Raw genomic sequence first — 15927 nt, 5'->3', positions numbered from 1 at the left:
ATGGCAAACAACACCGAAAACACAAAAAAAATCCGTTGGGGAATCTTGGGATGTGGGAATGTAACCGAAGTAAAAAGCGGTCCAGCCTATCAAAAAACGGCAGGTTTCAAAATCGAAGCCGTGATGCGACGAGATGCCGAAAAAGCTGCTGATTATGCTAAAAGACACAACATTAGTAAATATTATTCGGATGCTGACGAACTAATCAATGATCCTGAAATTGATGCTGTTTATATTGCGACTCCACCAGACACTCATAAATTATACGGACTTAAAGTAGCTACTGCTGGAAAAATTTGTTGTATCGAAAAACCATTAGCTCCGAGCTACAAAGAAAGTCTTGAAATTTACGAAGCTTTCAAAGCAAAGAATATTCCATTATTTACCGCTTATTACAGACGAACTTTGCCTCGTTTCGAAAAAATAAAAGCTTGGCTCGACAATAATGAAATTGGAGAACTACGATCCATTCGATGGAATTTGACTAAAACCACATCGGAACAAGATTTGTCAAAAGAATACAATTGGCGTACGGATGCAAAAGTAGCTCCAGGTGGTTATTTTGATGATTTGGCAAGTCACGGTTTGAATTTATTCACCTTTCTTTTGGGAGACATCGCAGCCGTTACAGGTTATAGTTTGAACCAACAAGGATTGTATTCTGCCAAAGATGCTATCACAGCTTGTTGGGTTCACGAATCAGGAGTTACAGGAAATGGCAATTGGAATTTTGGAAGTCCTAAACGAGAAGATATTGTAGAAATTGCTGGAAGTAAAGGAAAGATAACCTTTTCTATTTTCGAAGACGAAGCAATTCTACTTTCCAATGACGAAGGCGATACGGAACTGTTTATCGAGCATCCTGAAAACGTGCAATTGCATCACGTAGAACGAATTCGAGAACATCTTTTAGGCAATAGCCAGCATCCTTCAGCTGATGCTTCAGCAGTACAAACTAGTTGGGTGATGGATAAGATTTTAGGTAATTTATAAACATAAAAAAAACAGCCCTTAAGTAGGTAGAGCTGTTCTTTACATAATCCCGATTGGCTTAAAATTAATTGCTCGCAAATGTTTTGCTATACGTTTTGTCTTTGTAACTCATCACAAAAGTATATTCTTCGTCGAGTAAATTGTTGATATCAAAAACCTTTTTCACATCTTGTTCCATAAGAACATCACTATCATAAACCTCATTATTGGCTTTATCATAGATTTTGATATTCACAGGAGATTTATCTAAATTCAAGATACTTACCATTATCAGTCCTTTTTTGTTTACAAACGCAGGTTTATAAATTTCAGAAACAACAGTAGTCGATAATGATGCTGTTTTTTCAAGAACTGAAATTTTATATCTCGAAACTTTCACATCGGTTTCTGTTTCTAAAAAATAAGTCCCCTCTGGCAAAGCTTTCAAATCAAAAGTTCTTGCAGGATTTTTTTTGGCATCAACCATTTCTGAATGGAGTAATTTCCCTTCAGAATCATAAATAGATAAATCTACTTTGTCCATCTCATTAGAAACAAAAGTTACCTTTTTTTCTTTTACACTTAATGCAGAATCAACAGTACCAGCATTCATATTTACAGTTAATAATGCTACTCCCAGCATCAAACCAAATTTTGAAATCTTTTTCATAATTGTTCATTTTAAGTTAACAATGATTTTTGTTAAGTCAAATTTACCTCAACTTACTGATGCACAAAGATGCTCTATTTTCCAATTTATATGCTATATTACCTTTTACGAAAACGATTAAGGTTAAAAAAGATAATTCTGTGTTATTTTTAGTTAATTTTGTATTGATTCTAAATCAGAGACTATATGAAATCGCTATTAACAAACCGTTTGCATAAGCAAACACCAATAAATAAAAAAGCGATAACATATATGACCTCTGATAAATAACTCCTATATATATGAAAAAGATTCAACCTACCTTAAAAATAATAGAACCCTCTTTTGGAAGTTCCTTCACTTTTACACAATATGGCGGAAATTCGAACAACAAATCCCACTTTTGGCATTACCATCCCGAAATCGAATTGGTCTATGTAAATGGTGGTGCGGGCAAACGCCAAGTAGGAAGCCATATTTCTTACTATACCCGTGGATGTGTTATTCTCATAGGAAGCAATCTGCCACATTGCGGTTTTACCGATGAAAAAACAGGGAACAAAAAAGAAACGGTAATTCAAATGCTGCCTAACTTCCTTGGAGCTGACTTTTTTGGAATTGCCGAAATGAAAAACATCCAGCATCTCTTTAATCGAGCCAAAGCAGGTTTAGTTTTTATTGGTGAAACCAAAAATAGAATTGGACAAAAAATAGAATTGATGGAAAATCAAGCCCCGTTCGAAAGATTACTGACTTTACTTTCGGTTTTAAATGAAATGGAACAAGCCACAGAATTTAAGGTGCTCAATGCCGAAGGTTTCTCAATGGAAATGCCAATGCAGGACAATGACAAAATCAACTCTGTTTTTAATTTTGTGAAAGATCATTTTCAAGAACCTATTACGCTGGATGAAGTGGCTGAATTAGTTAGTATGACGGTTCCTTCTTTTTGTCGATTCTTCAAAAAAGTAACCCACAAAACGTTTACCAAATTTGTCAACGAATATCGTTTGGTACACGCTTCAAAACTGCTTGCAGAAAAACCCATCAGCATTACCGAAATTTGTTTCGAAAGTGGATTCAACAACTTTAGTTATTTCAATAAATCATTTCATGAATTTACCGGTAAAACTGCTTCGGAATACCGCAAAGAGTTGCGTTCGGTTTTAGATTGATTTCCTAAAGCAATTTATTTATGCTATAAATTTTTGATTGTAACTATAAAAATTTGAAACGCATAGAAGCATAGAAAAAAGAATTCGATAGCCCATTTCTTGGGTTCACATAGCTAATGTTTTCTAAAAAAAAAGTGAAACGCCTTTTTATAATTTATAGATCTATGTTTCTTATGTGTTAAAAAAATTCGAATTGCTACCAAAGAATTATTCTATATAAAACAAATCACTGGCTATTCCATCGGTCAAAAATTTCCCCTTTGGAGTGGGTTTTAAAATCTTATTTTCAATAAAAAGTAAATCTTCCTTTATAAATTTCTGGGATTGCTTTTGCAAATAGTCTAAATAGTCGTTTCCAAATTCTTGTTCAATTCTATTCAATGAAACGCCCCAAATGGTTCGCAAACCCGTCATAATATATTCGTTATACCGATCAGTGTTGGATAAAATTTCTATTTCATTAGGCAATTTATTTTCTTGAATAGATTTTAAATAGATCGCATTATTCGAAATATTCCAACTTCGAGAAATACCATCATAACTGTGAGCAGAAGGCCCAATCCCAATATATTTTTCCCCCAACCAATAAGCCGAATTGTTTTTCGAAAAGTAATTCTCCTTACCAAAATTCGATAATTCATAATGTATGAACCCATTCGCTTCTAGCGTTTCGACCAAAATCTGGAAATGTTCCTCGGCAACTTCGTCTTTGGGTTGGGTAATTTTTCCGGTTTGGATGAGTTTGTTCAAAGCCGTTTTGGGTTCCACCGTCAAAGCATAACTCGAAATGTGCGGAATACCAAAAGACAAAGCGGTTTCGATGTTTTGTTTCCACTTTTCATTACTCATTCCCGGAATTCCATAAATCAAATCGAGAGAAATATTATCAAAATATTGAGTCGCCAGTTCCAAACATTTTTTGGCTTCCACCGAATTATGAGCACGATTCATTAGCTGTAAATCATCTTCAAAAAAAGATTGAATTCCGATTGACAATCGGTTAATTCCAATTTCCGAAAGTTCCATTAAATACGTTTCCGACAAATCATCGGGATTGGCTTCGAGTGTGATTTCTGGATTTTCAGAAACTTTATAATTTTTATACACTTCATCAATCAACAACCTGCAATCTGCAATCTGCAATGTAGAAGGCGTTCCTCCACCGAAATAAATCGTTTCTACAACCTCATCGTTGTCACTTCGAGCGCAGTCGAGAAGCTCATTTTTACGCATTTGAATTTCTTTGACCAAAGCCAAAACCATCTCGTCTTTCTTCTTCATCGAAGTCGAAAAATGAAAATCGCAGTAATGGCAAGCCTGCTTGCAAAAAGGGATATGGATGTAGATTCCGCTCATAAAATAGTGGTCAGTATTCAGTGGTCAGTATTCAGTGGTCGTCAGTCTGCAAACTGATTACTGATTACTGAACACTACTTCTTAATTCGTTCTTCATTATTTTTCACAAAAGCATCCCAACCCGAATAACTCTTCTCGCCCACCACTTTTCCGGAATTGAAAAAATGACAAACCGCAGCTGCCAAACCATCGGTGGAATCGAGATTTTTGGGTAATTCTTTCAATCCTAATAATTGTTGCAGCATTTTGGCTACTTGTTCTTTGCTGGCATTTCCGTTTCCGGTAATTGCCATTTTTATTTTCTTGGGTTCGTATTCCGTGATGGGAATATCTCTCGAAAGTCCCGCAGCCATTGCCACGCCTTGCGCTCTTCCTAACTTTAGCATCGACTGTACATTTTTGCCAAAGAAAGGCGCTTCAATCGCAATTTCATCTGGATGATGTGTGTCTATCAATTCGATGGTGCGTTCGAAAATGATTTTCAGTTTTTGATAATGGTTGTCGTATTTGGACAATTGCAGTTCGTTGAGTTGCAAAAATTCCATTTTCTTGTTGACAATTTTTATCAATCCAAAACCCATAATCGTAGTTCCGGGGTCGATTCCTAATATAATGCGTTCGTTTGCCATAATTATTTTGTCGCTAAAATATTAGGTAGAAATCCATTAGCAATCAACCAATTTTCGCAGGCTTTCGACCAGTTTTTATTCGTTCCATCCGTGCCTAATCCAAAACCGTGACCTCCATTTTCATACAAATGAATTTCCACTGGAATTTTATTCTGTTTTAATGCTAGATAATAATTGATGCTATTTTCAACAGGAACCGCTTTGTCATCGGTGGCGTGAACGATAAATGTTTTGGGAGTTGTTGCATTTACCTGTTTTTCATTCGAATAGTTTTCTATCAAAGCTGCACTCGGATTTTCGCCCAATAAATTCGTTTTGGAACCTTTGTGCGTAATTCCATCCTGCATCGAAATCACGGGATACATCAAAATCGAAAAATCGGGACGAGTACTGGTGTTGTCTTTAGAATCATAGACTTTTTTATCGAATTGTGTCGCCAATGTTGAAGCCAAATGTCCTCCTGCCGAAAATCCTATAATCCCAATTTTCGCAGGATTTAATTTCCATTTTTCGGCATTACGCCTTACCGTTCTCAACGCTTCTTGAGCATCTTGCAAAGGTCCAATTGTTTTGTCTTTCATCGTCAAATCGCTCGGCATTCGGTATTTCAAAACAAAGGCAGAAATTCCTAAAGTATTAAGCCATTGAGCGATTTTATATCCTTCTTTATTAATAGACAAATGATGGTATCCGCCTCCAGGACAAATAACTACCGAGGTTCCGTTAGCTATTTTGGCATCGGCAAGAAAAACCGTTACTGTAGGTTCAGAAACTTTACTAATTCCGTTTATTGAACCATCGTTAAAATAAGTCATTTCTTCTTTATAATCCTTCAATTCAATGGAATTAGGAATTTTATCCCACAACGGAATTACTGTATTTTGCGAAAAACTGGAAATACTTATTCCTAAAAACAAAAAAATCATAAGTAATTTTCGGTCTCTATTTTTCTTCATACTCTTTAATTTCTACTATTGTTTTATTCTCATACAAATCTAATTCTTTTGTTGCAGTTCCTACACTATTTATTTTTTAATAACATTTAGATTCAATTTTTAAGGAATAACGGCATCATATTTGAAGCAGAATTTTAGAATTTCAGCACAGTACAGGACAGCATAGGATGGATTAATTTTGAAAAAGAATTATATTGCCCTATCATTATTGAAATTCAGCTATTTAACCCAGACGCTTCCACCCTATCGTATGAGAACTAAAAAAACACTTTTCCCATTTTTTGGAGTTTTATTGCTTTTATTCCCAATACTTTCTGTAAGTCAGGCTAAAGAAACTGTACCATCAGCTCGCAAAATTCATTATGCGCCAGAAGGAAATAGTTTTGTGTTAAAAAATGGAACTCGAAAATTCAACCGAGCACTTTATGGAACTAACACTGCTTTTAGAGTTGAAACGGGCGATTTACCAGAATTTGCATTGTATCTCCCTGGAATGGGCGGCAACTTCAAACTCGGAATTCAAAAAGGAGACAAAAGCAAATGGATTACCGAAGCTACAAAAATCGATACCCGATATACTTTGGGCATTATGTATTACAAAATTCAAGATCCCACTTTAGGAAATGGCGAACTGCTTTTGGAAGTAATTGCCTTGAAAAACACAGAAGGTTTCGGATTGAAAGTTACTGGAAACAATATCCCAAAAGACATTGCTTTGATTTGGGCTTTTGGTGGAGCGAGTGGTAGAAAATTCAGTCGTGATGGCGATATTGGTGCCGACCCCGAATCGGTGTTTTATATGCAACCCAATTATTGCACTGACAATAAATTCACATTACAAAAAGAATCTTTCTTGTTGGAATATGGCGCTGCAGTCAACAAAGAAAAAACAGGAAATAACAAAAGTTTGATTGGTTTTTATCCCAAATCCGAAATTCATTTGGCGAATGCCAACAAGCAAAATTCCCCTTTAGAACTTTACAATTCCACTCCTGATTCTTTGCCTGTCATTACTGGAAAAATAAATAGCATTCCAAAATCTGGTTTATTTTGGATGATCGAAACCGATGCTAAAACCCAACTCAAAAATCAAAAAGAATTGGCTGTTATTTTCGAAAAATCCGTTCAAGAAACTCAACTTTTGGCGAATCGAGTTAAAGTGGTTACACCCAATCCTTACATCAATACTTTAGGTTCTGCCTTGGCAATTGCCGCTGACGGAATTTGGGAAAGTCCCGCTTATTTGCACGGAGCGATTGCTTGGCGAATGCACTTAAATGCTTGGCGAGGCGCTTACACAGCCGATCCTTTGGGATGGCACGATCGAGCCAAAACTCATTTTACCAGTTACAGTCGTTCGCAAGTTCTGGAACCTTTGAGTGGTCCTGTCACACCCGATGTTAGCCGAAATTTAGCTCGTGAAACCGAAAAAATTGGAACTTCGATGTTCAGTAGCGGATACATTAGCCGCCGACCAGACAACAATACCATTGCCCATCATTATGATATGAATTTGGTTTTTTTCGACCAAATGTTACGCCATTTCAAATGGACTGGCGATACCAGTTTTATGAAAGAAATGTGGCCCGTAATACAAAGGCATCTAGCTTGGGAAAAAAGAAATTTCGATACTAATAATGACGGATTGTATGATGCGTATGCAGCCATTTGGGCGAGCGATGCCTTGCAATATAGCGGCGGAGCGGTAACGCATACTTCGGCTTATAATTTTTATGCAAACAAAGAAGTGGCGGCTGTTGCCAAAATTTTAAACATAGATGAAAAACCTTTTTTAAACGAAGCTCTAAAGATTTCAAATGCCACGAATGCCCAACTTTGGATGCCTAAAAAAGGAATTTTTGCCGAATACAAAGATGGACTTGGAAACAAATTATTACACGATTCTCCAGGCGTTTGGAGCATCTATCACACCATCGATTCCGAATTATCGGATCCTTTTCAATCCTACCAAATGCTCAATTATGTAGATACCAAAACGCCTCATATTCCAATTGTTGCCGAAGGATTGGATAAAAAAGATTTGTATGTCATCAGTACGACCAATTGGCAACCTTACGATTGGTCCATCAATAATGTGGCGCTGGCGGAACAATTGCACACTTCATTGGCTTTTTGGCAAGGCGGACAACAAGAAACGGCTTTCAAAATGTGGGAAAGTGCCCTAATCGGCAGTATGTATCTAGGTGCTTCGCCAGGTGGTTTTGAACAGCTTTCGTTTTATGATGCGATGCGTGGCGAATTATACCGCGATTTTGCCGACCCAATTGGAATGACTTCCCGAACTTTAGTGGAAGGACTTTTTGGAATCCAACCGAATGCGCTGGAAAATAGGTTAACGATTCATCCCGGATTTCCAGTCGAATGGAATTCTGCAAGTATTGAAATTCCAGATATTTCAGTTGTTTTCAATAGAGAAAAAAACACGGATTCTTATGAAATTAAAAGTCGTTTTACAACAAAAATGGGGTTGAAATTCGTTGCTAAAATCCCTTACGACAACATAAAATCCGTAACTATCAATGGCGAAAAAGCGACTTGGAAAATCTTCGATGCAGTTGGAAATCCACAATTGATTGTCGAAAGTCCGTTTAAAGAGAATTACAACATCGACATTACTTGGGATGGCGAAAAGCTAGAACAACCTAAATTGGAAAAAAGCTATTGCATTGGCGAAAGCATTTTATTGGAAACAACAAAAGCCAAAATCATTGAAATTTATGATCCACAAATGGCTTTAAGAGAAGTTTCGAAAACGAATTCCGAACTGAAAGCCAATTTGAAAACCAAAGAAAATGCTACTTTTTTCATAAAATTACAACAAGGAAATGTGACTTGGTGGAATCCGATTAAACTGATTGTAAAACCAGAAATCGAAGCAAAATCGAATAGAATAGAAAACAACAAATTACTTTTTATCATAAAAAACAACAGTCAAAAAGCGATTGAAGGGAACTTGATTTTCAATCCTTTTGGAGCAGCAATTTCACAAAAAGTGAGTTTGAACAAAGATTCTGAAACTACTATTGCTATTCCTTTCGAGAATTTGATTTCGGGAACTAATACTTTAGAATTGAAAACCAATGATGGTAAAATAGTTCCGATTTCGTTTACCAATTGGGATATTACTTTACCTAAAGAAACAAAGCTAGAAACAGTTTCACTTGCTCCAAATTTTAATGCTAAAGTAACCGATATTTTCAAACAAGAATACCTTTCGCCTAGACCGACATCGCCTACTTTACAATTACCAAAACACGGAATTGGCAATTGGTGTTATCCCAATTTAGACGTACAAATTGATGATTCTGGCTTACGCCAAAGTGCAAAAAACAACCAAATTACAAGTCCACAAGGGATTTTATTTCAAACGCCATCGGATTCCAATTCGAAAAACATTGCTTTTACCTCAATGTGGGATAACTTTCCGGATAGTATTGCTGTTCCCCTTTCAGGAAAAGCGTCACACCTGTATTTGATGATGGCAGGAACCACAAACCCTATGCAAAGTCGATTCACAAATGGAGAATTGACCGTAAATTACACCGATGGAACTTCGGAAATCCTAACACTTACAAATCCTGAAAACTGGTGGCCGATAGAACAAGATTATTTTATTGACGGTTTGGCTTTCACGACCGATGCTCCAAAACCGCCAAGAGTGTATTTAAAATCGGGAACGATTTCCAGAACTTTCACCGATTTCACATCGATAAAAGGATTTAGCAATTATGCCGTTGATGGCGGTGCTGCAACGATTTTAGATTTACCATTAAATAAAAATAAAACATTGAAAAATATTACCCTGAAATCCATTGCCAATGATGTGGTGATTGGGTTGATGAGTGCGACTTTGGTGCGATGAAAAAACAACAACCGCTGATTCGCTGATTTTAAAGCAAAATTTATGATTTTTAAAGAAGATAATTTGTGCTATTTCCACTGAAAGTGGTTAATTCATTTAATAAAAATTCACAATAAAATCTGCGAATCTGCGGTAAAAAAAATATACGTTTATTTGGGTAATATTGCCCTTTTTTATAAATTAACTACCAATGAAAAAAAACCTAATAATTACAGCTCTTCTATTTTCTATCGTAATGATAGGACAGCAAAAAATTGACCGAAAAGCAGTGGTCAGTCGCCATAATGTGAAGCTTTCGTCTATTGATACTCTGGCTTCATTATCCGTTGGAAATGGTGCTTTCGCCTTTACTGTCGATGCTACAGGATTACAATCTTTCCCAGAAAAATATCAAAAAGGAGTGCCATTGGGAACGCAATCCGAATGGGGTTGGGACAGTTATAAAAACACCAATAACTACAAATTTTCAGAAACCTTAAGAGATTACGATCAATACGGCAGAAAAATTAGTTATAGCGTTCAAGAAAAATCAACGCCTCGAAAAAACGAAGCCGTAAACTGGTTCCGACAAAATGCGCATTTACTGCAATTGGGAAATCTTGGTTTTGAAATTACTAAAAAAGACGGCACATTGGCGAAAGCCGAAGACATCGAATCTATTGATCAAACGCTAAATCTTTGGACTGGAGAAATTGAAAGTAATTTCAAAGTGGAAGGCATTCCTGTAAAAGTAACTACAGCTTCGCATCAAGAAAAAGATGCTATTGGCGTAAAAGTTGTATCCGATTTATTGCAACAAGGACGCTTAAAATTCCGTTTGAGAATTCCTTATCCAACAGGATTATGGGGTGATATGGGGACAAAATGGGAAGAAAAACAAGATGTAACTATTTCAGCAGTTGCAATTGCGGGGACTGATATGGGAAAAAAATGGGGCGGAAATCAAGATTATATAAGCAATCTGAAAATCAAAAATAAATCAGAAGCTACAATTACACACATAATGGACAGTATTTCGTATGATATTAATTTGAAATGGAAAGGTACTGCATCGATTAAAGAAAAAGCAAAACATTATTTTGTTGTAGAGCCTTCAAAAAGTAATACAATCGAATTGAGCTGTTCGTTCATTCAAACAGATAAAAACAAATCTGTAATCCCTTCTTTTGAAGCGATTGAAAAAAGCAGTATCGCTGGTTGGAAATCCTTTTGGGAAAGTGGTGCAGCAGTTGACTTTTCAGGAAGTACTGACCCAAGAGCACACGAATTGGAACGAAGAGTTGTTCTTTCGCAATACTTGACCAAAATTCAATGTACAGGTTCAATGCCTCCACAAGAAACAGGTTTAACGTATAACAGTTGGTACGGAAAACCGCATTTGGAAATGCACTGGTGGCACGGTGTTCATTTTCCACTTTGGGGAAGACCAGAACTATTAGAAAAAAGTTTGCCTTGGTATCAAAATGCCTTCGATAAAGCAAAAAAAATAGCCCAAAGACAAGGATTTAAAGGAGCAAGATGGCAAAAAATGACCGATCCTGATGGAAATGAAAGTCCTTCTTCGGTAGGAGCACTTTTGATTTGGCAACAGCCCCATTTTATTACGTACGCTGAATTGTTGTATCGCAATTCGCCTACTCCTGCAACATTGGAAAAATACAAAGAACGTGTTTTTGCCACTGCCGATTTTATGGCTTCGTTCGCTCATTATGATGCCGAAAAAAAGAGATATATGTTAGGGCCAGGTGTAATTCCTGCACAAGAACGTTTCAAAGCAATGCAAACTTTTAACCCAACTTACGAATTGGCGTATTGGAATTGGGCGTTAAATACAGCTTTGGATTGGAAAAAAAGGTTGAACGAACCTGCTCCAAAAGAATGGCAAGATGTTTTGGCTAAATTATCCCCTTTGCCAGTTGCCGACAATGTGTATTTGGCTACCGAAAGTGCTACGGATTCATACACTAATCCTGAATTCAAAACCGATCATCCATCTGTTTTAGGAACTTACGGAATGTTGCCAGAAACGACTCTTTTGGATAAAAAGATTATGAAAAACACTTTCGATTTGGTTTGGGACACTTGGTCTTGGGACAAAACTTGGGGTTGGGATTTCCCAATGACAGCGATGAGTGCAGCTCGTTTGAATATGCCAAAAAAAGCCATCGATGCTTTGTTTATGGACGTAGTTACCAATACGTATTTGAAAAACGGACACAACTACCAATCCGAAAGATTGACATTATACTTGCCTGGAAATGGGGGAATTTTAACAACCGTTGCTATGATGTGCGCTGGTTGGGACGGAACGACAGAAAACAATCCCGGATTTCCAAAAGACGGAACTTGGAAGGTGCAATGGGAAGGTTTTAAACCGATGCCGTAATTACAATCAAGGCTATTTTTTTATATAATTTCGTAAAAAAATAGCCTTTTTTATTTTTTTAACACAAAACAATGTAATCGATTACAATTTAGGAATGATTTTTGTTGTTTATTTGTGATTCAATAACTAACCAACTATTAACCAAAAAATTATGAACACAATTAAAAAATTAGGCCTGTTTATTGGCATCTTATTTTTAGCAGCTTGTAGCTCTGATAAAGAGCCTACGGTAGAACAAGTAAAATCCATTACAATCAATAATGGCACAGCTATTACGAATGGTCTTCCTAAACAATTATCAGCAACTGTACTTCCAAGTACTGCCGCAGACAAAACCGTTACTTGGTCTGTTTCAGACGCAACAATTGCAACCATTTCGCAAACAGGACTTTTAACTCCATTAAAAAACGGAACCATAACCGTTGATGTTACTGCAAATGACGGTTCAGGAATTTCAAAACAAGCTACTATTACCATCACAGGAATTGTTGGACCTGTTGTGCTTGCTACAAGTGTAACTATCGGAGCAACTCCTAGCACTGATGGCAAACCACAACAACTTACTTTAGATGTTCAACCCGCTAATGCCACAAACAAAACTGTTACTTGGTCTGCATCTTCGGGTGTTGCTACCGTTTCTTCAGCGGGTCTTTTTACACCAATATCCAACGGAACAGTTATCATTTATGCTACAGCAAATGACGGCAGCGGAAAAGTAGGACAACTTACTATTACTATTTCTGGTATTGTCTTTACTACAAATCTAAGAGCAGAGAATATGTTATTGTGGCAAAGAAATAATGGTGGATGGCCAAAAGAACCTCACAATGATTTTTCTGGATATGATCGTACACAAACCAGTTCAGAAATTACAACTGCAAACAATACCAAAAACAACCTTGACACAAACATAGACAACAATCATACTATTGGAGAAATAAGACATTTACTTAGTGCGTTTAAATCTACCAAAAATCCTAATTATTTGGTTGCTGCCGAAAAAGGAATCGATTTCTTATTCACAGCACAATATGCCAATGGTGGATGGCCGCAATATTACCCTGACAAAAGCGGATACAGACACCAAATCACTTACAACGATAACGCTATGGGAAATGTAATGAATTTGATGTGGGACATTTCTAAAACTCAAAAAGACACCGAAGTAATCAATTCTAAATACAAAGCAATGGCTGTTGCCGCGTTTAACAAAGGAATTGATGTCATTTTAAAAACACAAATTACTTCAAACGGTAAAAAAACAGCTTGGTGTGCACAACACGATGAAGTAAGTTTACTACCTGCCACAGCTAGAGCTTATGAACTACCTTCTATTAGCGGATCTGAATCGGTTGGAATTACAAGAATATTAATGATGGTAGAAAGTCCTTCGCCAGCGGTAAAACAAGCTGTGAAAGATGCTGTAGATTGGTTTATTAGTGCTAGACTTTTTGATATAAAAACACAAGCAACTACAAACCCAAACGATGTAGTGGTTGTAGCTTCTCCTGGTGCAATTTTGTGGGCTCGTTTTTATGATTTAAACACAGGCTTACCATTTTTCTGTGGTAGAGATGGCATTAAGAAAAACACTTTAGCCGAAATTGAAATCGAAAGAAGAACAGGATATTCTTGGTATGGCAACTGGCCATCTGGATTGATTGGTTCTGAATACACCAATTGGAAAGCTAAACACGGTTTGTAAACACAATCACAAACAACAGAATAAACAGCTCGAAGCCTAACCGTTTCGAGCTATTTTTTTTAATAAAAGCTTTCCAATATTTCAAAGACTTTCACAGATTAAATTTGTTATTTTGCTGTTATGATTTTCATTTCTCCAAAAGCAAAACAATCTTTCTTCTTTCTAATCAAAATCTTGATTGTTGGGGGTGCGTTCTATTTTATTTACAATCAACTGGCCAATAATGATAAGCTAGATTGGCAAAAATTCCTGATTTTATTCCATAAAAATTACTCTTTTGGAGGAATTGCCTTTATTTTACTTTTGAGTGTTTTGAATCGATTTTTCGAGATTTTGAAATGGCAAAATTTGGTTTCTTATCTTCATCCAATCCTTTTACCAGAAGCCACCAAGCAAGTCCTAGGCGCATTAACTGCTGGATTATTTACGCCAAACGGTGTTGGTGAATATGCTGGGAAAGCTTTGTTTTTCAAAAAAGCAAAAGCAAAAACGGTTATCTTTTTAAATTTAATTTGTAACGGAATCCAAATGATTTTATCGGTAGTTTTTGGGCTATTTGGGTTGTTATACTTTAATGTCAATTATAACATTATTACTCCAAAAACAGTTTTGATACTTTTTGGAATTTGTTCTTTACTTTTTGGAATTTTATTTTTTTCGAAGAAAGTAAATATCAAAGGGTATTCGATTCAAAAACTGATTCACAAAATTAACGAAATTCCAAAATCTATTCATCGTAAGAATATTTTTTTGGCGGTTTGTCGTTATTTAACTTTTTCACATCAATACTATTTTTTGTTTTTAGCTTTTGATGTAGATTTACCTTACTTCACTTTGATGGCCACCATAGCGAGTGTTTACTTTTTAGCCTCATCGCTACCTACATTTCAATTTTTAGACTTTGCCGTAAAAGGTAGTGTTGCCGTTTATTTCTTTGGTATTTTAGGAGTTAACGAATGGATTGTGGTTTTCATAAGTACGCTAATGTGGTTTTTGAATGTAGTTTTACCCGTAATTATTGGCAGTTATTATGTAATGAATTTCAAAGTCCTCACCCCGACCCTCTCCAAAGAAGAGGGAGACGCAACTTAATAAAATGATGATGATTACAATTATTTTATACATCATAATATTCATTTATTGCTTGGCGATTACTGCCTTAATTTATGGTTTTACCAAAGTCAATTCCTTTGATTATCTTGGACTGGAGCCAAAAACCAAATTCTCTATTATAATTCCTTTTCGAAATGAAGCCGAAAATATTCCAAAACTTTTGAATAGTCTTTCCAAATTAGATTATCCAACCGCTTTATTTGAAGTAATTTTGGTGAATGACGATTCTGATGAAGTGTTCAGTGTTCAGTGTTCAGCGTTCAGTGTTCAGGTAATTGATACTATTCGGGTGTCGAATTCACCCAAAAAAGATGCGATTACAACAGCTATGAAAGTGGTCAAAAACGATTGGATTATCACCACCGATGCTGATTGTGTAGTCAATGAAAACTGGTTATCAGCATTAGACAATTACATTCAACTGCATCAAATTTCGATGATAGCTGGAGCGGTTACTTATGATTGTGAAAACTCTTTTTTACATCATTTTCAGCAATTGGATTTAACGAGTTTACAAGGTGCTACAATAGGAAGTTTTGGTTTGCGAAAAGGTTTTATGTGCAATGGAGCTAATTTTGCTTACACCAAATCTTTTTTTCAGGAACTCAATGGTTTTGACGGAAACAACACTATTGCCAGCGGCGACGATGTTTTTTTGTTGCAAAAAGCCATAGCTCAATTCCCAGAAAAAGTGCATTATTTAAAATCAGAAAACAACATTATTACTACGCAACCCGTAAATAATTGGAAATCTTTATTTCATCAAAGAGTGCGTTGGGCTTCGAAAACAGGCTCTTATCAAAGTCAATTTGGAATTAGTTTGGGATTGATAGTTTTGGGTGGGAATTTATCTTTGGTTGTAGGTTGTGGGTTGTGGGTTGTGGATTTTATTTCGTTTCTAAATATCGTTATGTTTGCCTTTTTAAAATGTACTGTAGATAGTATTTTAATTTATAAAACCAATCGTTTTTTGACTTCAAACAAAATCCGTTATTTGGTTTTGAGTAGTGTAGTGTATCCTTTTTTCAGTGTGAGTGTGGCTTTGTATTCCTTGTTTGGTAAGTATGAATGGAAAGGAAGACGGTTTTAGATTCCTAAAAATC

General features: G+C 36.1%; 11 protein-coding genes. 7 read left to right on the top strand and 4 right to left on the bottom strand.

The features are described 5' to 3' along the window. Nucleotides 1–993 carry a Gfo/Idh/MocA family protein gene (locus OZP15_RS03405; protein ID WP_281337014.1) on the top strand — a complete coding sequence of 331 codons (993 nt, stop codon included), beginning with the start codon at nt 1–3 and terminating at the stop codon, nt 991–993. Nucleotides 994–1057: 64 nt separating this feature from the next. Here OZP15_RS03405 and OZP15_RS03400 read toward each other — a convergent pair whose 3' ends face one another. Continuing rightward, nucleotides 1058–1642: a T9SS type A sorting domain-containing protein gene (locus OZP15_RS03400; RefSeq protein ID WP_281337013.1), complete on the bottom strand. Its 585-nt coding sequence runs from the start codon at nt 1640–1642 to the stop codon at nt 1058–1060. A 281-nt stretch (nt 1643–1923) separates the two neighbouring features. Here OZP15_RS03400 and OZP15_RS03395 point away from each other — a divergent pair, with 281 nt between their 5' ends. After that, nucleotides 1924–2796 (top strand): AraC family transcriptional regulator, encoded by an 873-nt coding sequence (locus OZP15_RS03395; protein WP_281337012.1) that lies wholly within the window; start codon nt 1924–1926, stop codon nt 2794–2796. Nucleotides 2797–3003: 207 nt separating this feature from the next. On the opposite strand, the gene hemW is transcribed toward OZP15_RS03395, so the two are convergent. From hemW to OZP15_RS03380, 3 genes are all read right to left on the bottom strand, one after another. Then, nucleotides 3004–4152: a radical SAM family heme chaperone HemW gene (hemW, locus tag OZP15_RS03390; protein WP_281337011.1), complete on the bottom strand. Its 1149-nt coding sequence runs from the start codon at nt 4150–4152 to the stop codon at nt 3004–3006. Nucleotides 4153–4226: 74 nt separating this feature from the next. Next, nucleotides 4227–4781, bottom strand: a complete 555-nt coding sequence (ruvC, locus tag OZP15_RS03385; protein ID WP_269227077.1) for a crossover junction endodeoxyribonuclease RuvC — start codon at nt 4779–4781, stop codon at nt 4227–4229. Between the two features lie 2 nt (nt 4782–4783). Continuing rightward, nucleotides 4784–5737: an alpha/beta hydrolase gene (locus tag OZP15_RS03380; RefSeq protein WP_281337010.1), complete on the bottom strand. Its 954-nt coding sequence runs from the start codon at nt 5735–5737 to the stop codon at nt 4784–4786. A 250-nt stretch (nt 5738–5987) separates the two neighbouring features. Here OZP15_RS03380 and OZP15_RS03375 point away from each other — a divergent pair, with 250 nt between their 5' ends. From OZP15_RS03375 to OZP15_RS03355, 5 genes are all read left to right on the top strand, one after another. Then, nucleotides 5988–9620, top strand: a complete 3633-nt coding sequence (locus OZP15_RS03375; protein WP_281337009.1) for a DUF4450 domain-containing protein — start codon at nt 5988–5990, stop codon at nt 9618–9620. A 190-nt stretch (nt 9621–9810) separates the two neighbouring features. Continuing rightward, a complete protein-coding gene (locus OZP15_RS03370; RefSeq protein WP_281337008.1) occupies nt 9811–12006 on the top strand; it encodes a hypothetical protein in 2196 nt (731 codons plus the stop codon). Nucleotides 12007–12157: 151 nt separating this feature from the next. Beyond that, a complete protein-coding gene (gene pelA, locus OZP15_RS03365) occupies nt 12158–13711 on the top strand; it encodes a pectate lyase (protein ID WP_281337007.1) in 1554 nt (517 codons plus the stop codon). 120 nt (nt 13712–13831) lie between these two features. Then, nucleotides 13832–14803 (top strand): hypothetical protein, encoded by a 972-nt coding sequence (locus OZP15_RS03360; RefSeq protein ID WP_269227067.1) that lies wholly within the window; start codon nt 13832–13834, stop codon nt 14801–14803. Between the two features lie 10 nt (nt 14804–14813). Next, nucleotides 14814–15914 carry a glycosyltransferase family 2 protein gene (locus OZP15_RS03355; RefSeq protein WP_281337006.1) on the top strand — a complete coding sequence of 367 codons (1101 nt, stop codon included), beginning with the start codon at nt 14814–14816 and terminating at the stop codon, nt 15912–15914. The last annotated feature ends 13 nt before the right edge of the window (nt 15915–15927 follow it).

Source organism: Flavobacterium eburneipallidum (assembly GCF_027111355.2).
Taxonomy (GTDB): Bacteria; Bacteroidota; Bacteroidia; order Flavobacteriales; family Flavobacteriaceae; genus Flavobacterium; species Flavobacterium eburneipallidum.
Note: the sequence above shows the minus strand (reverse complement) of the source record. Positions and strands in the feature narration are given on the sequence as shown.

Excerpts from the sequence above, each read along its gene's own strand:
- OZP15_RS03380 (WP_281337010.1), bottom strand. The coding sequence starts at position 5,737 with ATGAAGAAAAATAGAGACCGAAAATTACTTATGATTTTTTTGTTTTTA.
- OZP15_RS03400 (WP_281337013.1), bottom strand. The coding sequence starts at position 1,642 with ATGAAAAAGATTTCAAAATTTGGTTTGATGCTGGGAGTAGCATTATTA.
- OZP15_RS03370 (WP_281337008.1), top strand. The coding sequence starts at position 9,811 with ATGAAAAAAAACCTAATAATTACAGCTCTTCTATTTTCTATCGTAATG.
- OZP15_RS03355 (WP_281337006.1), top strand. The coding sequence starts at position 14,814 with ATGATTACAATTATTTTATACATCATAATATTCATTTATTGCTTGGCG.
- OZP15_RS03360 (WP_269227067.1), top strand. The coding sequence starts at position 13,832 with ATGATTTTCATTTCTCCAAAAGCAAAACAATCTTTCTTCTTTCTAATC.
- OZP15_RS03395 (WP_281337012.1), top strand. The coding sequence starts at position 1,924 with ATGAAAAAGATTCAACCTACCTTAAAAATAATAGAACCCTCTTTTGGA.
- ruvC (WP_269227077.1), bottom strand. The coding sequence starts at position 4,781 with ATGGCAAACGAACGCATTATATTAGGAATCGACCCCGGAACTACGATT.
- OZP15_RS03375 (WP_281337009.1), top strand. The coding sequence starts at position 5,988 with ATGAGAACTAAAAAAACACTTTTCCCATTTTTTGGAGTTTTATTGCTT.
- pelA (WP_281337007.1), top strand. The coding sequence starts at position 12,158 with ATGAACACAATTAAAAAATTAGGCCTGTTTATTGGCATCTTATTTTTA.
- OZP15_RS03405 (WP_281337014.1), top strand. The coding sequence starts at position 1 with ATGGCAAACAACACCGAAAACACAAAAAAAATCCGTTGGGGAATCTTG.
- hemW (WP_281337011.1), bottom strand. The coding sequence starts at position 4,152 with ATGAGCGGAATCTACATCCATATCCCTTTTTGCAAGCAGGCTTGCCAT.